Origin of the sequence: Mesorhizobium sp. M0293 (genome assembly GCF_040321735.1) — a bacterium.
Classification (GTDB): domain Bacteria; phylum Pseudomonadota; class Alphaproteobacteria; order Rhizobiales; family Rhizobiaceae; genus Mesorhizobium.
This window is the reverse complement of sequence record NZ_JAMYSA010000047.1, coordinates 1-22109: the sequence shown is the minus strand read 5'-3', so window position 1 is coordinate 22109 and position 22109 is coordinate 1. Positions and strand designations below refer to the sequence as shown.

The following is a 22109-nucleotide window of genomic DNA, read 5'->3' as shown; positions in this document are numbered from 1 at the left end:
ATCGTCGCCCCTGGGAGAACAACAAACAGGGGAATGACATGTCGACAAGAACCACAATTGCAGCGCTCGCCATGGCCGGCGCCGCGAGCCTCGCCTTCTGCGCTCCGGCTCTCGCCGAGGGCAACCTGGCCATCTACGCCTGGGCCGATTCCATCTCGCCCGAGATGGTCGCGAAATTCGAGAAGGAAACCGGCATCAAGGTGACGGTCGACGCCTTCTCCTCCAACGAGGATCTACTGACCAAGCTGCAAGCCGGTTCGTCGGGCTACGACATCGTCACGCCTTCGCAGCACTTCGTGAAGATCATGATCGACAGCGGGCTGCTCGAGGATTTCGGCGCCAGCTCGATGGCGGCCTACAGCCAAGTCCTGCCGGACTGGCAGAAACCGTGGTGGGATACGACAGGCAATTATTCAATCCCGCTTGCCTTCGGCAATGCCGGCTATACAGTCAACCGGGATCTCTATAAGGGTCCGATCGACAGCTGGAAGACTTATTTCGAACCGCCGGCGGAACTGCGCGGCAAGATCGCCAGCCTGGCGCAGCCCGACGAAGTCATTCCGGCAGCGGAGAACTATCTCGGAATCAAATATTGCAGCGAAGACGCGCAAGAGATGAAGCGCGTGCTCGATCTTTTGCTGGCGCAGAAGCCATACGTTGCGGCCTATTCCAGCGACAACATTGAAAACCGCATCGGCAGCGGCGAGGTTGCCGCCCATTTCTGGTGGGACGGCAACACCATGCGGCTTCGCCGCAACGACAAGGCCAATGTCGAATACGCGATGCCGAAGGAGGGCTTGGTCGGCTGGCTGGATTCCTATGTCGTGCCGAAGGGCGCGGCCAATATCGAAAACGCCAAGAAGTTCATCGATTTCATGGCCCAGCTCGACAATGCGACAGCACAGTACAACTATTACGGCCACTCCTCGCCAGTGAAGATCGACGAGAGCAAGGCGCTCTACAACAAGGAAAACGCCCCGGAACTGTTCCCGACCGTTCCCGTCAAGATGGGTCAGGCCTGCTCGCCGGCGGCACAGGAACTCGTCACCAAGGTCTGGACGCAGCTTCTGCAGTGAGCCACTCAGCCGGGGCGAGTCGCCCCGGCATCAGTTTTCAATGGGGCTGGCCGTGCAGACCGAAAATCCTGACTACGACTACATTGTCATCGGCGCCGGCTCGGCCGGTTGCGTCCTGGCCAATCGTCTGAGCGCCAACCCATCCAGCAATGTCTGCCTGATCGAGGCTGGCGGCAGCGACAACAGCCTGCGTGTCAAGGTGCCTGCCGGCATTCTCTCGCTCTACGGCAACCCGAACTATGATTACTGCTACGTCGGCGTGCCTCAGCCGAACCTCAACGGCCGCAGGATTCCGGTCAATCGCGGCAAGGCGTTGGGCGGCTCCAGTTCGATCAACTCAATGGTCTACATCAGGGGCGCCGCGCAGGACTATGACGAGTGGGAGCGGCTCGGCTGCACAGGCTGGGCGTTCGGCGACGTGCTTCCCGTCTTCAAGAAGCTCGAGCGCAACCTGCTTGGGCAGGACCCGCGCTACCACGGCACCAGCGGTGAGTTGCTGGTCGACAACCCGCGCGATCCCAACATGCTGTCGTCGATGTTCGTCAAGGCAGGCAACAATGCCGGCCTTCCGGCCAACAGCGATTTCAATGCCGAAAGCCAGTTCGGCCTCGGCATCTACAATGTCACGCAGGATCGCGGCCAGCGCTTCAGCAGTTTTGCCGCCTTCATGCGCCCTGTGCTTGACCGCAAGAATCTCACGATCCTCAGCGAATGCGAGGTCATCGACCTAGCGATCGCCGAAGGGCGCGCAACCGGCGTGCGGGTGCGGCACAAGGGCGAGCAGAAGACGCTATCTGCCCGCCGCGAGATCGTGCTCTCGGCCGGCGCCATCAATTCGCCGAAGATCCTGCTGGCGTCCGGCATCGGCCCCGCCGACGAGCTTCAGGCAATCGGCATAGAGCCGGTTGTCGATCTGCCGGGCGTGGGCAAAAACCTGCAGGACCATGTCGACGGCATGATCACGGTGCGCTCCTCGAGCACGAAGACGCTCGGCCTCTCGCTGCCCAATTTGCCCCGAATGCTGGCGGCGCCCTTTCAGTATTTTGCCGGTCGCAAGGGCATGCTCACCACCAACTATGTCGAGGCCGGCGGCTTCGCCAGGACGAAGTATGCGAACGGCATTCCCGACATCCAGTTCCATTTCGTGCCCGGCTATCGCAGCCATCGCGGCAGACTGGTGGAGTACGGCCATGGCTACGCAATCCACACCTGCGTGCTCCGGCCCAAAAGCGTCGGCGAACTCAAACTGTCAGGCCAGGCATCGAGCCGGGATGTGCTGATCGATCATCGCTTCTTCTCAAACGAAGAGGACGCCAAGGTGCTTGTCGAAGGCATCAAGATTGCGCGTCAAATCCTTGCCGCATCCGAGTTCGACGATATCAGAGGCAAGGAGATGCTGCCGGGCAAGGATGTCCGCAGCGATGACGAGATCCTCGCCTATCTGCGCGCCGAAGCGCTGACCGTGTATCACCCGGTCGGGACCTGCAAGATGGGCACGGACGCGATGGCCGTCGTCGATCCGGCCACGCTGAAGGTGCGCGGCATCAGTGGCTTGCGAGTCGCGGATGCGTCCGTGATGCCGAAGCTGATCGGCGGCAACACAAATGCGCCCAGCATGATGATCGGACAGCGAGCCGCGGAGATGATCCTGGGCCGAGGATCGTCGCTGTAGCGCAATTCAAGAAAAAGAGCGTCGCGGCCTTCGGGCGAAAGCCCATGCCAAGGAATTGGAGACGTTTGGAAAAAAGGATGCGCCGGAGCATTGATTTCATTATCTTTTTCGTGAGCCAAATCGGAAATTTCCCGCGTCGCTCCGTATGCTTCCGCGATCGGGCTATCTCCTGCCTTCTCACTACAGTTGCGGACGTCGGCGCTGCGATCGTTCGACGGTCTCACTTCATCACGTGACGGAAAATGCCCCACGACTGTTTTCCAGCCGCGGGGCATCGGGAGAATCCCGGGAAGCCCGCGGTCAAATGTTGGCGAGCAATTCGTTGACGCGGCTTTCCATGTCGGCGAGCGCGGCATCGACGTCCTTCTGGCCGGTGATTGCGGCGCTCATTTCCTCGCCGACAATGTCCTGGATCGCAAACTGGCGCTGCACCGCGGACGGCAGCGGTCTGCCGAGATCGGCGACCGCGGCAATCGTGTTGCGATGCGGCAGGGCCTTGAACGCAGCCGAGGTGATGATGGCCTTGTATGCCGGCAGGTGACCGGTGCGCGACCATTCGAAGTCGTTGTCCGCGAAGAACTTCAGGAACTTGCCGATCGCTGCCGTCTGTTCAGGCGTGCGGTCCTTTTGGGAGACCGCCCAGGTGTGGCCGTCGGCATATTGCACGTGGGCACCGCCAAACAACTGCGGATACGGGTAGACCGCATAGCCGCCTTTGTTCAGCGCCGTGCCCGCGGTTTCGGACTGGGCATTGTTGTCGCCGACAACCCACGTTCCGTTAAGCTGTACGCCACCGTCACCAGCAAGGAAGGCGTTGATCGCGCCGCCGTAATCGAGATCCTTGGTGGTGTAATCCTTGTCGAAGATCGCCTTGTACATCTCGACGACCTTCTTGGCTTCCGGTGTATTCAGCTTCACGTGCTTCGGATCGGCAAAGAAGTCGGAATCCTGTTGAAAGAGATAGGTGTAGAGATTGCGCGTGTAGAGTGCCGTCTCATTGGCCAGGTTCTGAACGAAGTAGGGCTTGCCGGTCTTCTGCTTGAACTGTTCGGCCTGAGCGAGCAATTCCTCGGGCGACTTCGGAAGCATCGGCGTGCCGTCGGCATTGACGAGCCCGGCCTGTTTGAAGAGATCCATGTTGATGTGATAAAGCATCGTCCAGCTATCGATCGGCAGGCCGTAGATCTTGCCGTCTTTGGTGGCGCCGTTACGCGCTGCATCGGTAAAGGCGTCAGGCGTCACGCCAACCGACTTCAAGAGATCGTCGAGCGGCATCAACAGGCCCTTGGACTGGTAGTCCGAAAGCGCCGATTCATGGATGGTGACGATGTCCGGGGCATCGCCCGAAGCGAATTGCGCGGTCAACTGGTCATAGCCCGGCCATTCCACGGTGCTGACACTGACATGCACGTCGGGATTGTCGGCGTTGAACTTGTTGATGAGGGAGGTGATGATACCGCATTCACCAACTGCCTTGGTGACATCGGTGTTGGTGCCGAAATCGGCATCGCAGGCACCGAAAAAGCGCTGTACCGTCAGGTCCGTTGCTGCAAAGCCTGGGCTGGCGATCATCATTACCCCCGCGGAGACCGCGGCAAACAGTATTTTCTTCATTCTCATGTCAGTTCCTCCTACTGAGTTTCCGCCACTCCACACCGGATTGGCGTCATGCTTTCCATCGCTGCGGCGCACTCCCCCGCCCTGCAATTTTAATTTTCGTTATCGGACCGCGGCGCCAGAGACGGCGGTGACGATGTATTTCTGGAAAAAGAGGTAGACGATCAGGATCGGTGCGCCGGCGAACACCGCCTGCGCCATCAGGAAGCCGATGCCTTCGGACTGGGCGAAATTGGTCTGTGTCGAGGCCATGCCGACGGTGAGCGTGTACATGTCCTTCCTGGTTGCCGAGATCAGCGGCCACAAATAGTCATTCCACGCGCCAAGGAAGGTGAAGATGCCAAGCGTTGCCTGTGCGGGCACCGTGAGCGGCAGCAGCACCTTCCAGAAAATCCTGAACCGGCTGGCATTGTCCAGCATGGCGGCTTCGTCCAGCTCCTTCGGGATGGCCTTGAAATATTGGGTCATCAGGAAGACGCCGAACGAAGCCGACAGGCCCGGGAGGATGAGCCCGTGATAGGTGTTGTGGAACTTCAGTATGCTGAAGATCTGGTGGCGGGCGACAAGCACGGCCTGTTCCGGAACCGCCAGACCGAAGAGCACGATGACGAACAGGATGTTTCGGCCGGGGAAGTTCAGCCGTGCAAAGCCATAGCCGGCGAGCGACGACAGGATCAGCGTGCCGAGTGTCAGTCCGCCCGAGACGATGATGCTGTTGAACACCCAGACGAATACCGACGAGGTGCCGATGGTGTTGATGTAGTTCTTGAGCGTATAGGGCGCGTGAAACACCGAATTCGGATCGGCCATCAGCTCGGCATTTTCCTTCAGCGACAGGCCGATGACCCACAGCACCGGCGCGGTCATGACGATCGAAAGCAGGATGACGAGGGCCAGCAACACGCGGTCGCCAAACACCCGCCCCCTGATGGAAGTGGCTGAAGCTCTCATGCCCGGTCCGCCTTGTTGCGTGTAACGAGGTATTGGGCCATGGCCGCGATCAGGATGAGGATGAACAGGATTTCCGATGCGGCAGCACCCAAGCCCAGATCCCAGCGCCGGAATGCGGTGTCGTAGATGTAGAGCACGATCGGCTTGGTCAGGTTATTCGGGCCGCCACGTGTCATCAGCCAGGCCTGGCCGAACAGCTGAAATTGCAACACGATCTGGATGATGATCACCAGGATGAAGGTGCGCTTGATCGACGGCAGCGTGATCGAGCGCAGCGTCTGCCAGCGATTGGCATTGTCCAGCGCTGCTGCTTCATAAATATCTTGCGGGATCTGCTGCAGGGCCGAGAGAAAGAGCATCATCGGCAGACCGATGCACCACCAGACGGTGGCAATGGCGATGCCGATCATCGCAAGGCTGGGATCGGAAATGAAAGCCGGGGCGGTGGCGCCGAACCATCCGTAGACCGTCGACAACAGGCCGACATTCGGAATGAAGACGATGCGCCAAATCAGTGTGACGATGGTGACCGACAGCACCGAGGAGGAAAAGAACAGGGTCCGCAGCACGGCGGCAGTGCGCGTGCGGCGGTTGAGGCAAAGCGCGAGAAAAAGGCCGATCAGCGCCAGCGTCGGCACTGTCAGAAGCACGAAGTAGAAGGTGTTCCAGACCGATTGCAGGAAGACCTTGTCGTGGAACAGTCTGACATAGTTACCGAGCCCGACGAAATTTCCGGACGAGAACGTGTCGGCCTTATGGAAGCTCAGCCACATCCCCCAGAGCAGCGGGAAGATGAGCAGGGTCGTGAAGAAGAACAGGAATGGCGCGACGAAAATGAAGTTTCGCCATTGCGGCGCGTAGATATCGACGCTGGGCGCCCTGACGCTCGCGGCCGGCGTCGCGGTTTGCGGCATCGTCAGCCGGTCGGCCATATCAGGCCTCCCCCGCGTGCCAGGCGCGGCCGTTCTTGTTGAACAGATGCGATTTCTGGCCGTCGAAAGCGAGCCCGACCTTGTGGCCGACGGCGACGCGGCTGTTGCCGACATCCGAGCCGACAATCTGTTGGCCATCGCCGAGCCGGGCATAAACCAGGGTGCGTTCGCCGAGCCGCTCGAGCACATCGACCATGCCATCAGCATTGCCCTGTCCGGCGGCGACGATGCGAACATCTTCCGAACGGATGCCGAATGTGTATTCGCCATCGGCCAACTGGTTGGAGGCGATCTCGGTGTGAACCGACATACCGTCCGCAAACCTGGCCGTGGCGTTCTCGGCCGATCTGTCGAGTGTCGCCTCGACAAAATTCATCGCCGGTGCACCGACGAAGCCCGCGACGAATTTGGTCGCGGGGCGTTCGTAGATCTCCATGGGAGTGCCGATCTGTTCGATCCTGCGGTTGTTCATGACGACGATGCGGTCGGCGAGCGTCATCGCCTCGACCTGATCATGGGTGACGAAGATCATCGTCGATTGCAGGCGCTGGTGAAGCTGAGCGAGTTCGATGCGGGTGCGGGTCCGCAAGGCCGCATCGAGATTGGAAAGCGGCTCGTCGAACAGGAAGGCCTTCGGTTCTTTGACGATCGCGCGGCCGATGGCGACACGCTGGCGCTGGCCGCCCGAGAGCTGGCCGGGCTTGCGTTCGAGCAAATGCGGCATTTCGAGGATGCGGGCGGCTTCGTTTATCCGTGCGTCGACGACCTCGCGTGACATGCCTATGTTTTCAAGCCCGAAGGCCATGTTGTCGCGCACGCTCATATGCGGATAGAGCGCATAGGACTGGAACACCATGGCAATGCCGCGCTTGCCCGGCGGCAGATGGTCGATACGCTCGTTGTTGATGGCGATCTCGCCGCTGTCGACGGTTTCGAGGCCGGCGATCATGCGCAGAAGCGTCGATTTACCGCAGCCGGACGGTCCAAGAAACACAATGAATTCGCGTGCCTTGATGGAGAGCGACAGATCCTCCAACACCGTCATGGCACCGAAGTGCTTGTTCACATTCCTGATCTCGATATCGGCCGTCACGTCTACGCTCCTCCTCGCGCATGCACTTTCGACAATCCGCTGAAATCAGAGCTTCAGGCGGATCATCTGGTAGGAATAGGCCGGCAGTGACAGGCTCAGCCTGCCGTCCGCAACCGAGGCGCCCGTCCCCCTCCTGGGACCGACATTACCGGGGTTCTCGGCCGAATTGACGGCTTTGAGATCCGCGTGTGCCATCAACTGGTGATCAACGATGTCAGCCGCACCGAAACCGCCGATGTCGATCACGGTTTCGATAGCCTCGCTCGAATGGCGGTTGACGGCGAAGAAGGTGACATGCCCGGTTTGCGTGTCATGCACGCCGGTGACGTCGACATAGGAAACGTCAGCCGCGACGGTGGACTTGTAGGTCGGGCATTCCACCTTGAGATCCAGCGCATTGCCGCGGCCGTAGATCGAAGCAAAGAGATAGGGATAGAAGATCGTCTGACGCCATGCCGGGCCATTGGGAACCGTCATGATCGGCGCGATGACGTTGACCAGTTGCGCCATGCACGCGATCTTGACCACGTCGGAGCGACGAATGAAGGTGTTGAGGATCAGACCGACCTGCAACACGTCCTCGAAATTGTAGATATCTTCGAGCAGCGGCGGGGCGAAGGGCCAGCCGTCATTGCCGCCAAGGATTTTCTTGTCCTGCTCCTTGGAATGGTACCAGACGTTCCATTCATCGAACGAGATGTAGACCTGCTTGTTGGAGCGCTTCTTGGCCTTGATATAGTCGATGACGCCGGCGACCGAGACGATGTAGTCGTCGAGCTTCTCGTTCATGGCGAGATAGTTCGGCGCGTCATTGGCTTCGTTGTCGAAATACATGTGCAGCGAGATGTAATCGACCTCGTTGTAGGTGTGGTCGAGAACGGTCGCTTCCCATTCGGGATAGGTCGGCATCCTGGCATTCGAAGAGCCGCAGACCACGAGTTCCAGCGACTTGGAGAAGGCGCGCATTGCCTTGGCGGTCTCATGGGCCAGGCGGCCATACTCGTCGGCGGTCTTGTGGCCGATCTGCCAAGGGCCGTCCATTTCGTTGCCAAGACACCACAGCTTGACGTCGAAGGGTTCCTTGCGGCCATTGGCGATGCGCCTGTCGCTCCACTCGCTGCCACCGGGATGATTGGTGTATTCCAGAAAGTTGCGGGCTTCATCGAGGCCACGCGAGCCGAGATTGACGGCAAGCATCATCTCGGTGTTGGCGGAGGCGCACCAGTCGGCAAATTCGTGCAGCCCGACTTCGTTGCTTTCCGAGGTGTGCCAGGCGAGGTCGAGGCGCACCGGACGCTCTTCCTTGGGGCCGACCCCATCTTCCCAATTGTAGGCGGACACGAAATTGCCGCCGGGATAGCGGACGATCGGAACATTGAGTTCCCTGACCAGATCGATGACGTCCTGACGCATGCCATTGGCATCTGCCGTCGGATGGCCCGGCTCATAGATGCCGGTGTAAACCGCACGCCCGAGATGCTCGATAAAGGATCCATAGAGCCTCGGATCGATTTTCGAGACAACATAGCGCGGATGCGCCGTGACGGCTGCCTTCATGCATTCCTCCATTGATATCACAAATGATGATTTAAATCACCTTGTTCGATATCAAAGGGAACCAGCGGCCATTCGTCAAGCTAAAAACAGCCATATGTCTGACAATTGAACGTAAGCTTCTACCATTTTTTGGTCCAAATCCCTGAAATTACTGCATTATTTTTGAAACCCGGTTTGATGATATCAACCGGTTTTGATCCTGAGCAGGATGTCCTGATCGTAATTTCCAAATCCCTTGCCGAAAATATTGATCCCACCAGGGCGCTTGGCGTCGTCCTTGACGCCGATACGGATGCGGATCGAATGATGGCCCTTCAGGTCGAGGACAGCGAGGCTGGTTTCGGAAATCCTGACGCCGTCCACATAGGTGCCGTCGGCGGAAATTCGCCAATTCTTCAGCTTGCCATATTGCGAGCCCTTGAGCTTCCACCAGGACGGCGTGAAGACGCCGCGCTTATCGCCGAAATCGCCAGGCGACGTCCAGGTGCCGACATCGACGCCATTGATTGTCAGCGTAATGTCGGAGGGCCAGTCGGCGCTGGTGCCGGGCACCTCCGAGGATAGTTCAATTGCCACTTCGAGTTCAGTGATCTCGGCATTGGCGAGCTTTGCATTGTTGGGGAACTGGTATTCGACAAAGCCACGTGTGAACCACAGCAGCCCGGCTTTCATACGGTCTGGGTCGAGGAAAGTGTTCGGCACATCGAGCAGACCGATGATGCCATCCGGCGAACAGAGACCGCATGGCGCCGTCACCTCGAAATCAGTGTAAAGTCCGATCGGCATCGACACTTCGATCGCATTGTTCCTGACCGCACGATATTCGCTCCTGAACACCACGAGCACTTCTTCGGCGGTCGGATAACAGATCTTCTGGCTGCCTTTCTTCGCCTTCTGGTTCTCGGTGCGAATCAGACCCGCATCCTCGAGCACCTGGATATTGGTCGAGACCGTCGATTGCGGCAGCGACAGCACGGCGGCGACGTCGTTGACATTCATCGGTCCCTTCTCATGCAGCAGTTTCAGCATGGAAATGCGCGCCAAAGAGGCCAGCCCCTTGAGCACGGCAATGCCTTCCTCAGGTTCGATCACCAGAAAATTGCGACTCATGGAATTGCCAGTCTATTCGAAATTCATATCCGAAATTACCTTGTATATCTGAGTATCTGATTTAATCAATGCGCTGACCGAACCCGTGAGTTCGGTTCGGACCACGCGCGATTGATCGGCAGGGCGTGACCTCCGAGAATGTCGACAAGGGTGCTTGTCGGCAATTGATGCTGCAACGGTGAGGATGCCGCTCGCGGCATCCTCCTGTCCGTCCGGCGCAGCGGGGAACGGCTTGCCTTGAACATCAGGCGAACCATTGTTTGAGGACTTTGCGTTGCCGGAGGAAAAACAAGCTCGGTTGAAGTATAGGCTGGGAACGAACATCCGGAGTCCGCCATGAACCATGCAATCTTCGCCAGCAGCTCGCCTCGCAGGATCCGCCAGAGCAATTCGGTGGCGACGCTGAATGCGCTCGATGCACCAGCGCTTCATGCCGCTCGACAACCAGATACTCAACAAGGACGCGGTTTCCGACTCAGCTTCGTGAACCCGCGAACGACACCGCACCCAGGATTGGACGCTTGATGAACGACACCCCCGAAACGCTGGCACCGGACTCGCTCGGACCAACCGTGACAATTGGAGAAATATTGGTAGAGATCGTCGCGAGGGAGACAGGCGCAGGCTTGCGGGAACCTCTCGACCTAATCGGTCCCTTTCCGAGTGGCGCGCCCGCCATCTTCATCGATCAATGCGCGCGTATGGGCGGAGCAGCCGCGATGGTCGGCACGGTCGGCGACGACGATTTCGGCTTCGTCAACATCGAGCGCCTGAAACGAGACGGCGTAGACATTTCCGCTATCGCTGTTTCCCCGGATCATCCGACGGGCAGCGCCTTTGTTCGCTACCGCGAGGATGGAAGCCGCGATTTCGTCTACAACATCGCCAAATCCGCCGCCGCCCTACTGGAATGGACCCCGCAGGTTGAGGCGCTGATCGCGCGTTGCGGGCATATCCATGTCATGGGAACGGTATTCGCGAGCCCCGCCGCCTGGGCGATCACGGAACGCGCGATCCGCCTGATCAAGGCACGCGGAGGCACGCTGTCGCTCGATCCGAACCTGCGCAAGGAATTGCTGGCCCACGGCCAGACCGAGGAGAAATTCGCAGGTCTGGTGGACAAAGCGGACCTGCTGCTGCCGTCGGGCGACGAATTGTTCCTGGCTGCCGACATGGACGACGAGGAACGCGCGATTGAGGCGCTGTTCAAACGAGGGGTTAAGGAGATCGCTGTCAAGCGCGGCAAACATGGCGCGTCGACCCGTCAACGCACCGGCGCCCGTGCCGACTGTCCCGGCCTCATGGTCGAGGAAACGGACCCCACCGGCGCCGGCGACTGTTTCGGGGGAGCCTATGTCGCATGCCGGCGGCTGGGCATGCCGCTGCGGACGGCGCTCGAATTCGCCAACGCGGCGGGGGCGCGCAACGTCACGCGTCTCGGTCCGATGGAGGGAGCCGGCACGCGTGCCGAACTGGAAGATTTCATGGCAAGAACCGCGAGAAGAAGCTGATGCGTGTGGCGATCGAAGATTTGCCGGCCCTGCACAGGGAAGGGAAGAAGATCGGGGTGACCTCGGTGTGTTCGGCACATCCGTTGGTGCTGAAAGCTGCACTGCGCCACGGCCGGGAGACCGGCACCACCGTGCTGATCGAGGCGACGTGCAACCAGGTCAACCATCTGGGCGGTTATACCGGCATGACGCCGGCCGATTTCGCGGCGATGGTGGAAGCGCTCGCGGCGACCGAGCAGTGCCCGAAGGAACTGATCGTACTTGGCGGGGATCATCTCGGACCCAACCCCTGGAAAGACCGGCCCGCCGAGGAGGCGATGGCGCAGGCCGGGACAATGGTCGATGCTTATGTCCGCGCCGGCTTCCGCAAGATCCACCTCGATGCCTCGATGGGCTGCGCGGGTGAGCCGGCGGCGCTCGACGACCACACGGTGGCCGAGCGCGCGGCAAGGCTGGCGGGCGTCGCGGAACAGGCGGCAGCGCAGGGCAGCGGGGCAAGTCCGGTCTACATCATCGGCACGGAGGTGCCGCCGCCCGGCGGTGCCGATCACGCCTTGGATGCGATCACCCCGACCGGTCCGGAGGCGGCTCGCCAAACACATGCCATTCACGCCAAAGCATTCCAGGCCGCCGGGCTCGAAAGCGCGTTTTCCCGCATCGTCGGCCTTGTGGTGCAGCCAGGCGTGGAGTTCGGCAACCAGAATGTGATTTTCTACGATCGGGCGAAGGCCCGCGATCTGGCGGCAACTCTGAACACATTGCCGTCGCTCGTTTTCGAAGCCCATTCGACCGACTATCAGGGCGAGAGGCCGTTGCGTGAACTCGTCGAGGACGGTTTCGCCATCCTCAAGGTCGGCCCCGAGCTGACCTTTAAACTGCGCGAAGCACTGTACGCGCTCGACCTGATCGCTTCCGATCTGGTGCCTGGCTATGGCGAGCGGCCACTTTACCACGCCATGGAAGAGCTGATGCTCGGCGCCCCCAAGAATTGGGCAAGCCACTATTCTGGCGGCGATGCCGACAAGCGGACACTGCGCCACTACTCCTATTCCGATCGCATCCGATACTATTGGGCGACCCCGCAAGCCCGTGCCGCCTGCGACCGACTCTTCGATACGTTGAAGGGCCGGAAGGTGCCGGTGACGCTGTTTCTCCAGCACCTGCCTCGGGCAATCACATGGGCCGGCCGCGCCTGCGACGGCGAGGAGATCGCGATCGATCACGTCCAACGAAGCATCGAGGTCTACGCTCGGGCTTGCGGCACCTGAACCTTCGCGATGGACGGCGATATGTCGACATTGCTCCAGCGCAGGGCCGAGATCATGAGCAGCCGTTTGCCCTCTTCGTGCGGCGAACCGATGTTCGCCAAGTCCGCATGGATGATAGCCCTCGTTGCTTCTAGATCGGTCTCTCCCCAATCGGTGCTGCGTCGCTCAAGATTGTAGAGGTGCAGCCGGGCGGCATCGAAAAGCTGTTCGCGCGTGACGCCACAGCGCACAGTAAAAATACGCGCTCTTCTTTCGTATCAGACCAGCGACTTTTGCCACCCAAACCGCCCAAATGTTGCAGCCATACAGGGCGGAAAGTGCTTTGCAAACACAGATTTGCAGGATTTCCAAGGAGTCTAGAAGACGATGGTGGGCCCGGAGGGACTCGAACCCCCAACCAAGCGGTTATGAGCCGCCGGCTCTAACCATTGAGCTACAGGCCCCACGCCGGCTGGATTAATGTTTTTCCCATCGCGGCACAAGGCTTTCCCGACGGGCTTCCGCAGATCGCCCAAATCAACCCATAATCGCGCCCTACGCGACCTTTGCGACTTGATCGCAGACCAAGGAGATTTTCATGACCAGACACCTTTTGCCCCTCGCGCTCGCCGCTGCAATCGTTTTTCCGGCGATGGCTGGAGCCACCGATTTGCCGACGCCGCCCCGCATCATTGTGTCAGGTGAAGGCGAAGCAACCGTAGCCCCCGATCTGGCGGTCCTGACGCTGAGCGTCATGCGCGAGGCCAAGACCGCGCGCGCCGCGCTCGACGCCAACAATGATGCCATGGCCGCCGTGATCGCGGCGATGAAGTCGGCCGGCATCAAGGACCGCGACCTGCAGACCGCAGGCATCCAGATCAACCCGCGCTACAACTACACCAACAAGCCGGACGGCAGCCAGGAAGCCGAACTCGTCGCCTATCAGGTGACCAACACGCTTTCGGTGCGGGTGCGGGACGTCGACAAGACCGGCGAGATCCTCGACAAGGCGGTGTCGCTGGGCGTCAACCAGGGCGGCGGCATCGCCTTCACCAATGACAACCCGGCGGCAACAGTCACCGAGGCGCGCAAGAAGGCGGTCGCCAATGCGATGGCCAAGGCCAAGACGCTTGCCGAGGCCGCCGGCGTCAGCCTTGGCAAGGTGCTCGAGATCACCGACCAGAACATCGCGCCGACGCCGATGCCGATCAATGCCAAGGCCTTCGACGCCGCAGGTGCCGCGGCTCCGGTGCAGGCCGGCGAGAATTCCTACAATGTGCAGGTCACCGTAACCTTCGAGTTGAAGTAACCGGCACTGAACGATCAGCGGCCTTGCCCGGCCACGGATACAATCACCAGCCAATAGCGTGCATGAAAAAACCCCGTGGGATTGCTCCCGCGGGGTTTTTTCGAGCCCCAGGCTGATCTTTTCCGAACCGCAGGTTCGGGAAGATCATGCCCCTAAGCCGAACCCGGCCTCAGCGATAGATAACCGGGCAGCCGCGCTCGTTGGCAAACACGACCACGACGCGGTCGCCGTCCCGGCGGCCCATCACCTTCACCGTACGACGGCTGACGTCGACGATGCGGGCACGGTAGAGGCCCATGCGTTCGGCCTTGTCGAGGGCGCGGTCCGGCGAACAGCCACGACGCCAGCCACCTCGGCGTTCATCACGCCAGTCTTCGCGGCGTTCATCACGGCGATGGCGATAGCCATCGTCGCCGGTATAGACGCCGAAACGCGGGTCGTTGTTGTTGCCGAAGCCGAGATAGAGGCTGTCGGCATGAGCGGGGATGGCCGTCAGCGTGCCGAGACCGACCAGGGCCGAAAGGGCTGCCGTCTTGATGGTGGTGAACATTGTCTTCTCTCCTTCATTGCGGGCTTTCGCCCGTCCTCGTGAACCGATGGAGGGAGAATGCACTGGCCTGTCTGAACTCTTTGCGAACCTGACGTTCATCTCTGGTTCATGTGGCGGGAAAAAGGAAATTGGCGACCATTCGCCATCGTCCACAGCCTGTGGGTGAGCACCAAAAAGTTGGCACGGCACCCGGTTCCGATCCAGCGGATTGGCTGAAGATCAGCTGCCCCAACCCGACCCCTGCGGCTCGTCGTCCCGGCGCGAGCCTCAGGGCTCGTCGTCCAGCATGTAGTCAAAATAGTCTTCAGGCTCGGCAAGATCGGTCTCGCTCGCCTTGACCCGGCCGCGCATCGAGATGCCGGCTTCATGCACGGTCTCGGCGCTGCCCGACACCAGCCGGTGCCACCAGTAGAGATCGCGGCCCTCGGCCACTAGCCGGTAGGCGCAGGTGCTGGGCAGCCAGCTGATGGTGCGCACATTCTGCGGCGTCAGCCCGACGCAGTCGGGAACGCGCGCCAGCCGGTTGGCATAGTCCGAACAGCGGCAGGTCTGCGCGTCGAACAGCCGGCAGCCGACGCTGGTCCAGTAGATTTCGCCGGTATCCTCGTCCTCGAGCTTCGACAGGCAGCATTTGCCGCAGCCGTCGCAGAGCGATTCCCACTCGGCGGGGCTCATCGCCTCCAGCGTCTTGGTTTTCCAGAATGGCGTTTCCATTCCCGGCATGTGGCCCTAGCCGCCGGCAAGGTCAAGCGGGGCAACGGACCGAATGCGGCGGCACCGGGTGAAAGACACGAAGTTGCCTTCAAAAGGCCGGCCAATCGCCCTGCACGGCCTCTATTCACGCCAAACCGGAACCAATCGACGCAAGATCGGTTTCGGCAAGGATGGGACCCCACAAGGAGAGTTTTCGATGAAACGCCAACCACGGATTCTGGCCGGCACCGCACTTGGCCTGCTTATGGCATCCGCGCCGTTGGGCGCGTTCCCGCTTCGGGAAAGTGCCGCGTTCGGCCCTACCCAGCGCACGTCAGCCCCGTTCATTTTGGCGCAAGCGGCGTGCGCCGAGGGCGAATCGGCCGAAGCCTGCGCCCAGAAGCAGCAGGCGGAGCCGGAACAAAAGCGCGAGCGCAAGAGGGCCGCGCCTGAACAGCAGGCAGCGCCTGCCCAGAGCGAGCAGCCCGCCGAGGAGCAGCAGCCACGCAGGAAGAAGCGCGAGCAGCAGCAGCAGACCGAACAGGCACCGGCCGAACAGGCCGCTCCAGCCGAGGAACAGCAACCGCGCAGGAAGAAGCGCGATCAGCAGCAGCAGACCGAACAGGCACCGGCCGAACAAGCCGCACCCGCCGAGGAACAGCAGCCGCGCAGGAAGAAGCGCGATCAGCGGCAGCAGACTGAGCAGGCGCCGGCCGAACAACCTGCCGAGCAGGCGGCCCCGGCAAACGACAACAACCCACAGCCCCTGCGCAAGAAGCACAAGCAGGACCAGCAGATCGAAGCCGCACCCGCCGAACAGGCGCCGGCCAGGAAGCAAGCGCCCGCCGGCGAGCCGGTTCCGCAAGCCGAACCGCTTCAGCCCGAGCAGCAGGCGGCGCCCGCCGAGGGCGAACAGCAGCCTCAGGAAAAGAAGAAGCGCGGCAGGAAGCCTGTCGGCGAACAGCCGGTGACGGGAGAGCAGCCGGCCACCGGAGAACAACCGTCGACGGCCGAACAACCCGCCAATGGCCGGCAGCCCGTGACCGGCGAACAGCCGGCCCAAGGTGAACAGCCGGCCCAGAGTGGAAATGCGGCCCAGGGTGAAGCCCCGGCCGAGAAGAATGCAGCCCCCATCCTCGACAGCCAGAAGGATGTCCTGCGCAAGCGCAAGGGCAAGAACGGTCCGCAGGGAGGCGAGAATGCGAGTGGCGAGCAGGCCAACCAGCCTGCCCAGCAGAATGGCGAGCAGGCGCAGACTCCAAAGCCCGCCCCGGTCGACCAGGGACCACCACCCACCGACGACAGGTCGGCCCAGCAGGCAATCCAGCCTGAGAAGATCGCCCCTGTGACGGAGGAAAAGGGCAAACGCGTCGAGCGTGCACCAGATGAGAACGTCCGCGACCGCCGGCGTCCGAAAGGCGTCGACGTCGTCAGGGAACTCGGCGACCGCGTCATCCTCCAGTTCAACAACCAGACGATCGTGGAAAGCAATGACGCTCCGCGCATGCACCGCGGCGCCAGGAACGTGTACTATGAGGATCTGTCGGGCGATCGCACCCGGGAAATTGTCGAGCGTGACAACGGTGTCCAGATCGTCACCATCCGCAACCGCTACGGCGATGTCATCCAGCGTTCGCGAATTGCGCCGGATGGACGCGAGTATGTGCTGAGCTATGTCGACGAGCGGCACTATGAGGATGACAGCGACTGGCGCGATCCGGGCGACGACTTGCCGCCGATACGGCTCACCATTCCGCGCGAAGAGTACATCCTGGACTCCGAGGATGTAGAGGATCCGGACGACTACTACACCTTCCTCGAACAACCGCCGGTGGAACGGGTGCAGCGGCTCTACTCGATAGACGAGGTCAAGCGATCGGCCCGCGTGCGCGACATCGCACGCCGCGTCGATCTCGACACGCTCAACTTCGAATTCGGCTCGGCCTCTATTTCCGACACCGAGGTGCAGAAGCTCGAGGGCGTCGCCACCGCCATGGAGAAGCTGTTGAAGAAGAACCCGGCCGAGACCTTCCTGATCGAAGGCCACACCGACGCGGTCGGCACACCGGAGGCGAACCTCGCTCTGTCCGATCGCCGCGCGGAATCGGTGGCGGAGGCGCTGACCAACGCCTTCGGCATACCGCCGGAGAACCTGACCACGCAGGGCTATGGCGAGGAGTACCTGAAGGTCAACACGGCGGCCCCCAACCGCGAAAACCGGCGCGTTGCCATCCGCCGCATCACCTCGCTGGTGGCGCCTGTGGCCAGCAACAATTAGGCCATGATTTCAAAACCATGACCTGGTTTGTGGAATCGGCACGAGAAGCATCCATCCCCGGCCCTGCCGGGGATGGATCGACGTGCCGGGTTCAACAAGAATTGTACCGGTATGCAACCGGGCTCATTGAATCGAAGGTGCACCTACCCCAGATTCAGGCTGGGCGTTCCCTGCCCCGTCCCGACTCCAGCGGGACGCAGTGAGCCCCGCCGGACCCTCTCCGGCGGGGTTTTTTTGTCTTGCAAACTGCGGTGGCCTGACCGAAATACGACCGACCGACTAGAGAACCAACCGGAACCACCTCATGAAGCGTCTCGAACTCGCCATCGAATCGATCATTCTTGCCTCGCGCTGGCTGCTGGTCGTCTTCTATCTCGGTTTGGGTGTGGCGCTGGCCATTTATGGGCTGTCGTTCGGCAAGAAGCTCTACGAGTTCATCACCTTGGCCTTTACGCTCGGCGACACCGACACCATCCTGAAGATGCTCGGTCTCATCGACGCGGCACTGGTCGCCTCGCTGGTGGTGATGGTCATCATCTCGGGCTACGAGAATTTCGTCAGCCGCTTCGACGACCAGGACGGTGGCGTCCACTGGCTGGGCACGATCGATGTCGGGTCGCTGAAGGTCAAGGTCGCCTCGACCATCGTCGCCATCTCCTCCATCCACCTTTTGCAGGTGTTCCTGAACTCGTCGTCCTACACGACCGATCAGCTGATGTGGCTGACCATCATCCATCTCGCCTTCGTCATCTCGGCGTTCATGCTCGCCTATATCGACCGGCTGATGGGTCTGAGCAAAGGCAAGAAGGGCGAGGTGGAGTGAGGCAGGCGCCGGCCGGCGTTGATCATTCCAGCAGGATCGATGCCTATCGCCTGTTTGAGCAGGCTTTCCTGCGACTTAACGAGTGGCGGATGGCTTGGCTCGACGCCGGGGTCTAGTAGATATTCCTGATCTTGCTGTCTGTGCGGGCAAATACCTCATCGGGGACAAAAAAGTCGCCGGCCAAAGGCCCGGTCGCATCTGGCGAATAGACCGAAAAGTCGCTGACGCCCTCGGCGCGCAGCACCTCCTCGTCTATGTAGAAATTGCCTGATGCCTCGCGCGATGGCCGCATGAAAATGGCATGCGCGGCATCGGCCATGATGTCGGGCAAACGGCTCATCGCCGCCACCGTCGCGCCGCCGAGCAGATTGCGCACCGCCGCCGTATCGATGGTCGAGATCGGCCATAGCGAATTGACCGCAATGCCATCCTTGGCGAACTCGGCGCTCATGCCCAGCGTGCACATCGACATGCCGAACTTGGCCATCGTGTAGGCGACGTGGTTCTTGAACCACTTGGCCTTCATATCGAGCGGCGGCGCCAGATTCAGGATATGAGGATTGCTGGCTAACTTCAGGTGTGGAATGCACATTTTGGAGACCAGGAAGGTGCCGCGCGTATTGATCTGGTGCATCAGATCGTAGCGCTTCATGTCGGTCTCCAGCGTGCCGGTGAGCTGGATGGCGCTGGCATTGTTGACGCAGATGTCGATGCCGCCGAACTTTTCCACGGTCTTTGCAACCGCCTCGGCCACCTGCGCCTCTTCACGGATATCGCACAGCACAGGCAGCGCCTTGCCGCCGGCCTGCTCGATCTCTTCAGCCGCTGTGTAGATCGTGCCCGGCAATTTCGGGTGCGGCTCGGCGGTCTTGGCCGCGATCGTCACATTGGCGCCATCGCGCGCGGCGCGCAGCGCGATCGCCAGCCCGATGCCGCGCGACCCGCCGGAGATGAACAGCGTCTTTCCCTTGAGCGACATTTTTCCTCCGCCTGCGTATTTTTCCTTGCATAATCCTTGCCTGTGGCGGTCACGGATACAAGAGCTTGCGGTGCGACGCCGTGGTGACGCTGCGGAGGCTGGCATGCGTGGCGATAGGAAACCCATTGGATTTGCCGGTCGGCTGATATATATTCTATACAAATGGGCAGACTATAGAATGGCACTGTCGATCAAAAACATGGAAGTCGAAAAACTGGCGCGCGAACTCGCCCGCCGCCGCCGCGTGTCGGTGACGGAGGCGATCCGCCAGAGCCTTGAGCGTGAAGTTGCGCGCGAGCGGCTGGTGCCGCGCGACGAAACCGATGACTTGTTTCGGCGGTTGATGGCGATTGCCGACAGCGCCGGAAAAGTTCCCAAGCGCGAGAATGCGATGACCGATGACGAAATCCTCGGCTACGACGAATTCGGGATCCCGACGAAATGATCGTCGATTCCTCGGCCCTGGTCGCTATCCTGCGCGCCGAGCCTGGTCACGAGCGTTTGGTGTTGGCGATCGCACAGGCCAAAAGGCGGCTGTTGGCGGCGCCAACCTTTCTTGAAACGACGATGGTGCTCGCCGGCGGCAGGCAGGATGAAATCCTTGATCGCCTCGACGACTTCCTGCGCACCGCCTCGATCGAGACCGTTGCCTTTACCGCCGACCATGCCGCCGTCGCACGCCAGGCCTTCCTGCGCTACGGCAAGGGCCGGCATCCGGCGGCGCTGAATTTTGGCGACTGCATCGCCTACGCCACGGCGCGTCTCGAAGCCATGCCGCTGCTGTTCAAGGGTGAGGATTTCCGCCTCACCGATATTGAAGCGGCGGTGTGATCGATATCAGACCAGCACCAGCCCTTGCCGCATAGCAATGGCAATCGCATCGGTGCGGTTGGCGGCACCCAGCTTGATCAGGATCGCGGCGACGTGGAACTTCGCCGTGTGCACGGAAATGTTCAGCCGCCGCGCGATCACCTTGTTTGGCGCGCCCTCGGCCAGCAGTGCCAGCACTTCCGCCTCGCGTGGCGACAGCGTTGGGCGGGCGGCATGCTCGTCGGAGGCTTCATCCTCGAACGGCTCGCCCTCGCCGGCATGGAAATCCTCGTGGCGCCCGCCTCTGCCGTCGCCAGATACGCGATAGCCGGCCGCTGCCAGCCGCGCCGCGGCAGCGATCAGCAAATCGTCCGCGCCAGCGGGTATAACGGCCAACACCTCGCCGGCAGGCCGCTCGATATTGGCGCGTCCCGACAGCAGCACCCGTGGAATGGAAGCCGACACGGCGTCGCCACTGCTGTCGTCGACGATGGCGACGTCGGCTCTGCCGGCGCCGGCCACGACCGGCAGCAGGTCATCGCTCGCCGCTAGCGAGGCCGCCAGGCGCTCGGCGCGTGACGCATCGCCAAGCGCAATCAGCACCACCAGCCGCCGCGAGACGGCACCGTCAGTCATGATCCGGTCGCTGGTGAGCGTGTCCATCACTCCTCTCAGGAAAGTGGCTTTTCGCCGATCGTCAGCGCGACATCACGCTGTTCGCCGCCGCGTATGACGCCGAGCGTCACCGAAGCGCCGGCGCTGTCGGGCCCGAGCCTGCGGATCAGGTCGCGCGGGCCATGCACGGCCTCGCCGTTCCACGCCACGATGATGTCGCCGAGCGAGAGGCCGGCGGCCTTGGCCGGGCCATCCTCGTCGAGGCTCATCACCATCGCGCCATGCGCGTCGCGGTCGCGCACCGGATGCAGGCCGGCGCCGAGATATCCGCGCGCGACATGACCTTTTTCGCGCAGCGTCGCAACCGCCCGCTCGATTGTCTCGTAAGGCATCACCAGCGCCCGGTGGCGCGGCCCGAACAACAGCATACCGATCAGCGCACCCTTGGCGTCGAGCACCGGGCCGCCCTCGAAGCGGCCGCCAGCGCCGACGGCAAGATTGATGCGCCTGTCGATGGTGCCGCCGCGCATCGAACGCCAAGCCGGGCCGACCTCGCCGACCGAGCCCGATACGGCCAGAGCGGAACCGTCACTGTTGCCGATGGCGATTGCGATGTTGCCGGGCCGCACCGCACCAGCCCTGGCCAATGGCTCGGCGTTGACGGCAGTAGCCGGCTTCAGCAGGGCGACGCCGGTCGAAGGATCGCGGCCGATAAGTTCGGCCTTCACCGTCTCACCCGAGGCCAGCACCAGCTCGATCTCCTCGCCGGCCTCGACAGCCTCTTCGGCGGTGACGAAATAACCGTCACGCCAATGAAAGGCGCTTGCCGTGCGGTGATGATGCGTGGCGAAACTCGCCGTTGCCGGCGCCGCCTTGGCGGCGAGATCGGCGATGGCTTCCGAAAACGCACTCAGATTGAAATCGCTCATATTGGTCTCCTGGGTTCATCCATGCCCCAGATATCGCTCGATAGCGCGCCTAGAGATACTCGCCTGACGGCTAGTCGGTGGTTTGACTGGCCATCTGGTCAGGTCGCGGCGGTTCCAGCCGCTCCGCACATATAGTCACGATCAAGCCTGAACACACGGAGCCCTTCCATGGCCCTCGCCGCCGCCAAATTCCAAACCGATGATACGCTGCTCGATGCCTATTCGACGACGGTCGCCGCTGCGGTCGCCCGCATCCGCCCGGCCCTCTGCCGCATCGCCCGGACTGGCGGGGCGGGGGGCCCCGGGTGCGGGGTCGTCCTCGCGCCCGCCGGGGAGGGGGGCCCCCATTTGCCTGTC

Annotated in this window: 21 protein-coding genes, 1 tRNA gene and 1 pseudogene; 10 read left to right on the top strand and 13 right to left on the bottom strand. The window is 61.5% G+C overall.

The genetic code is table 11. From position 1 onward, the window contains the following. Positions 1-38 precede the first annotated feature (38 nt). Together NKJ06_RS18795 and NKJ06_RS18790 are read left to right on the top strand one after the other, a co-directional pair. Positions 39-1076 carry an extracellular solute-binding protein gene (locus NKJ06_RS18795; protein ID WP_352632294.1) on the top strand — a complete coding sequence of 346 codons (1038 nt, stop codon included), beginning with the start codon at positions 39-41 and terminating at the stop codon, positions 1074-1076. 52 nt (positions 1077-1128) lie between these two features. Further along, entirely contained in the window at positions 1129-2748 is a 1620-nt protein-coding gene (locus NKJ06_RS18790) for a GMC family oxidoreductase (RefSeq protein ID WP_352632296.1), read from the top strand. Between the two features lie 300 nt (positions 2749-3048). Here the strand turns inward: NKJ06_RS18790 and NKJ06_RS18785 are convergent, their stop codons facing one another. From NKJ06_RS18785 to NKJ06_RS18755, 7 genes are all read right to left on the bottom strand, one after another. Further along, on the bottom strand, positions 3049-4362 hold the full coding sequence (locus NKJ06_RS18785) for an extracellular solute-binding protein (RefSeq protein ID WP_352632418.1): 1314 nt from the start codon (positions 4360-4362) through the stop codon (positions 3049-3051). 105 nt (positions 4363-4467) lie between these two features. Continuing rightward, complete coding sequence (locus tag NKJ06_RS18780) at positions 4468-5316, bottom strand: carbohydrate ABC transporter permease (RefSeq protein ID WP_352632298.1); 849 nt, start codon at positions 5314-5316, stop codon at positions 4468-4470. Beyond that, the gene (locus tag NKJ06_RS18775; RefSeq protein WP_502905633.1) at positions 5313-6230 is read right to left on the bottom strand and encodes a carbohydrate ABC transporter permease; all 918 of its coding nucleotides are present in this window, start codon (positions 6228-6230) and stop codon (positions 5313-5315) included. Before NKJ06_RS18775 ends, NKJ06_RS18780 begins: the two co-directional genes overlap by 4 nt. A gap of 19 nt (positions 6231-6249) precedes the next feature. Further along, positions 6250-7341 (bottom strand): ABC transporter ATP-binding protein, encoded by a 1092-nt coding sequence (locus NKJ06_RS18770; protein WP_352632300.1) that lies wholly within the window; start codon positions 7339-7341, stop codon positions 6250-6252. 45 nt (positions 7342-7386) lie between these two features. Next, positions 7387-8898, bottom strand: a complete 1512-nt coding sequence (arfA, locus tag NKJ06_RS18765; RefSeq protein ID WP_352632302.1) for an arabinosylfuranosidase ArfA — start codon at positions 8896-8898, stop codon at positions 7387-7389. Between the two features lie 183 nt (positions 8899-9081). After that, positions 9082-10008 carry an ArsR/SmtB family transcription factor gene (locus NKJ06_RS18760; protein WP_352632304.1) on the bottom strand — a complete coding sequence of 309 codons (927 nt, stop codon included), beginning with the start codon at positions 10006-10008 and terminating at the stop codon, positions 9082-9084. 12 nt (positions 10009-10020) lie between these two features. Further along, on the bottom strand, positions 10021-10467 hold the full coding sequence (locus NKJ06_RS18755; RefSeq protein WP_352632305.1) for a hypothetical protein: 447 nt from the start codon (positions 10465-10467) through the stop codon (positions 10021-10023). Positions 10468-10532: 65 nt separating this feature from the next. On the opposite strand from NKJ06_RS18755, the gene NKJ06_RS18750 reads away from it, so the two are divergent. Next, on the top strand, positions 10533-11519 hold the full coding sequence (locus tag NKJ06_RS18750; RefSeq protein ID WP_352632307.1) for a tagatose kinase: 987 nt from the start codon (positions 10533-10535) through the stop codon (positions 11517-11519). Then, a complete protein-coding gene (locus NKJ06_RS18745) occupies positions 11519-12787 on the top strand; it encodes a D-tagatose-bisphosphate aldolase, class II, non-catalytic subunit (protein ID WP_352632309.1) in 1269 nt (422 codons plus the stop codon). Before NKJ06_RS18750 ends, NKJ06_RS18745 begins: the two co-directional genes overlap by 1 nt. 367 nt (positions 12788-13154) lie before the next feature. On the opposite strand, the gene NKJ06_RS18740 is transcribed toward NKJ06_RS18745, so the two are convergent. Continuing rightward, positions 13155-13230 (bottom strand) — tRNA-Ile (locus NKJ06_RS18740). A gap of 134 nt (positions 13231-13364) precedes the next feature. On the opposite strand from NKJ06_RS18740, the gene NKJ06_RS18735 reads away from it, so the two are divergent. Then, complete coding sequence (locus tag NKJ06_RS18735) at positions 13365-14075, top strand: SIMPL domain-containing protein (RefSeq protein WP_352810362.1); 711 nt, start codon at positions 13365-13367, stop codon at positions 14073-14075. 169 nt (positions 14076-14244) lie between these two features. On the opposite strand, the gene NKJ06_RS18730 is transcribed toward NKJ06_RS18735, so the two are convergent. Beyond that, a complete protein-coding gene (locus NKJ06_RS18730) occupies positions 14245-14625 on the bottom strand; it encodes a hypothetical protein (RefSeq protein WP_352810360.1) in 381 nt (126 codons plus the stop codon). Between the two features lie 267 nt (positions 14626-14892). Then, positions 14893-15339 carry a YcgN family cysteine cluster protein gene (locus tag NKJ06_RS18725; protein ID WP_183462112.1) on the bottom strand — a complete coding sequence of 149 codons (447 nt, stop codon included), beginning with the start codon at positions 15337-15339 and terminating at the stop codon, positions 14893-14895. Between the two features lie 196 nt (positions 15340-15535). On the opposite strand from NKJ06_RS18725, the gene NKJ06_RS35825 reads away from it, so the two are divergent. Together NKJ06_RS35825 and NKJ06_RS18710 are read left to right on the top strand one after the other, a co-directional pair. Continuing rightward, positions 15536-17596, top strand: coding sequence for an OmpA family protein (locus NKJ06_RS35825; protein WP_502905632.1), 2061 nt, complete (start codon positions 15536-15538; stop codon positions 17594-17596). 304 nt (positions 17597-17900) lie between these two features. Next, positions 17901-18419, top strand: a complete 519-nt coding sequence (locus NKJ06_RS18710) for a TIGR00645 family protein (protein ID WP_352632318.1) — start codon at positions 17901-17903, stop codon at positions 18417-18419. Positions 18420-18531: 112 nt separating this feature from the next. Here the strand turns inward: NKJ06_RS18710 and NKJ06_RS18705 are convergent, their stop codons facing one another. Further along, positions 18532-19398 carry an SDR family oxidoreductase gene (locus tag NKJ06_RS18705; protein ID WP_352632320.1) on the bottom strand — a complete coding sequence of 289 codons (867 nt, stop codon included), beginning with the start codon at positions 19396-19398 and terminating at the stop codon, positions 18532-18534. A 178-nt stretch (positions 19399-19576) separates the two neighbouring features. On the opposite strand from NKJ06_RS18705, the gene NKJ06_RS18700 reads away from it, so the two are divergent. Together NKJ06_RS18700 and NKJ06_RS18695 are read left to right on the top strand one after the other, a co-directional pair. Continuing rightward, positions 19577-19843, top strand: coding sequence for a type II toxin-antitoxin system VapB family antitoxin (locus NKJ06_RS18700; RefSeq protein ID WP_352632321.1), 267 nt, complete (start codon positions 19577-19579; stop codon positions 19841-19843). After that, entirely contained in the window at positions 19840-20229 is a 390-nt protein-coding gene (locus NKJ06_RS18695) for a type II toxin-antitoxin system VapC family toxin (protein WP_352632323.1), read from the top strand. Before NKJ06_RS18700 ends, NKJ06_RS18695 begins: the two co-directional genes overlap by 4 nt. Before the next feature lie 6 nt (positions 20230-20235). Here the strand turns inward: NKJ06_RS18695 and NKJ06_RS18690 are convergent, their stop codons facing one another. Next, the gene (locus NKJ06_RS18690; protein ID WP_352632324.1) at positions 20236-20871 is read right to left on the bottom strand and encodes a helix-turn-helix transcriptional regulator; all 636 of its coding nucleotides are present in this window, start codon (positions 20869-20871) and stop codon (positions 20236-20238) included. 8 nt (positions 20872-20879) lie between these two features. Then, positions 20880-21752 carry a S1C family serine protease gene (locus tag NKJ06_RS18685; RefSeq protein ID WP_352632326.1) on the bottom strand — a complete coding sequence of 291 codons (873 nt, stop codon included), beginning with the start codon at positions 21750-21752 and terminating at the stop codon, positions 20880-20882. Positions 21753-21920: 168 nt separating this feature from the next. Between NKJ06_RS18685 and NKJ06_RS18680 the strand changes: the two are divergent. After that, a pseudogene (locus NKJ06_RS18680) lies at positions 21921-22109 on the top strand (hypothetical protein); the annotation flags it as partial.

Coding starts and splice junctions, on each gene's coding strand:
- NKJ06_RS18795 (WP_352632294.1), top strand. CDS start 39: ATGTCGACAAGAACCACAATTGCAGCGCTCGCCATGGCCGGCGCCGCG.
- NKJ06_RS18785 (WP_352632418.1), bottom strand. CDS start 4,362: ATGAAGAAAATACTGTTTGCCGCGGTCTCCGCGGGGGTAATGATGATC.
- NKJ06_RS18780 (WP_352632298.1), bottom strand. CDS start 5,316: ATGAGAGCTTCAGCCACTTCCATCAGGGGGCGGGTGTTTGGCGACCGC.
- NKJ06_RS18775 (WP_502905633.1), bottom strand. CDS start 6,230: ATGCCGCAAACCGCGACGCCGGCCGCGAGCGTCAGGGCGCCCAGCGTC.
- arfA (WP_352632302.1), bottom strand. CDS start 8,898: ATGAAGGCAGCCGTCACGGCGCATCCGCGCTATGTTGTCTCGAAAATC.
- NKJ06_RS18760 (WP_352632304.1), bottom strand. CDS start 10,008: ATGAGTCGCAATTTTCTGGTGATCGAACCTGAGGAAGGCATTGCCGTG.
- NKJ06_RS18750 (WP_352632307.1), top strand. CDS start 10,533: ATGAACGACACCCCCGAAACGCTGGCACCGGACTCGCTCGGACCAACC.
- NKJ06_RS18745 (WP_352632309.1), top strand. CDS start 11,519: ATGCGTGTGGCGATCGAAGATTTGCCGGCCCTGCACAGGGAAGGGAAG.
- NKJ06_RS18735 (WP_352810362.1), top strand. CDS start 13,365: ATGACCAGACACCTTTTGCCCCTCGCGCTCGCCGCTGCAATCGTTTTT.
- NKJ06_RS18730 (WP_352810360.1), bottom strand. CDS start 14,625: ATGTTCACCACCATCAAGACGGCAGCCCTTTCGGCCCTGGTCGGTCTC.
- NKJ06_RS18725 (WP_183462112.1), bottom strand. CDS start 15,339: ATGGAAACGCCATTCTGGAAAACCAAGACGCTGGAGGCGATGAGCCCC.
- NKJ06_RS35825 (WP_502905632.1), top strand. CDS start 15,536: ATGAAACGCCAACCACGGATTCTGGCCGGCACCGCACTTGGCCTGCTT.
- NKJ06_RS18710 (WP_352632318.1), top strand. CDS start 17,901: ATGAAGCGTCTCGAACTCGCCATCGAATCGATCATTCTTGCCTCGCGC.
- NKJ06_RS18705 (WP_352632320.1), bottom strand. CDS start 19,398: ATGTCGCTCAAGGGAAAGACGCTGTTCATCTCCGGCGGGTCGCGCGGC.
- NKJ06_RS18700 (WP_352632321.1), top strand. CDS start 19,577: ATGGCACTGTCGATCAAAAACATGGAAGTCGAAAAACTGGCGCGCGAA.
- NKJ06_RS18695 (WP_352632323.1), top strand. CDS start 19,840: ATGATCGTCGATTCCTCGGCCCTGGTCGCTATCCTGCGCGCCGAGCCT.
- NKJ06_RS18690 (WP_352632324.1), bottom strand. CDS start 20,871: ATGGACACGCTCACCAGCGACCGGATCATGACTGACGGTGCCGTCTCG.
- NKJ06_RS18685 (WP_352632326.1), bottom strand. CDS start 21,752: ATGAGCGATTTCAATCTGAGTGCGTTTTCGGAAGCCATCGCCGATCTC.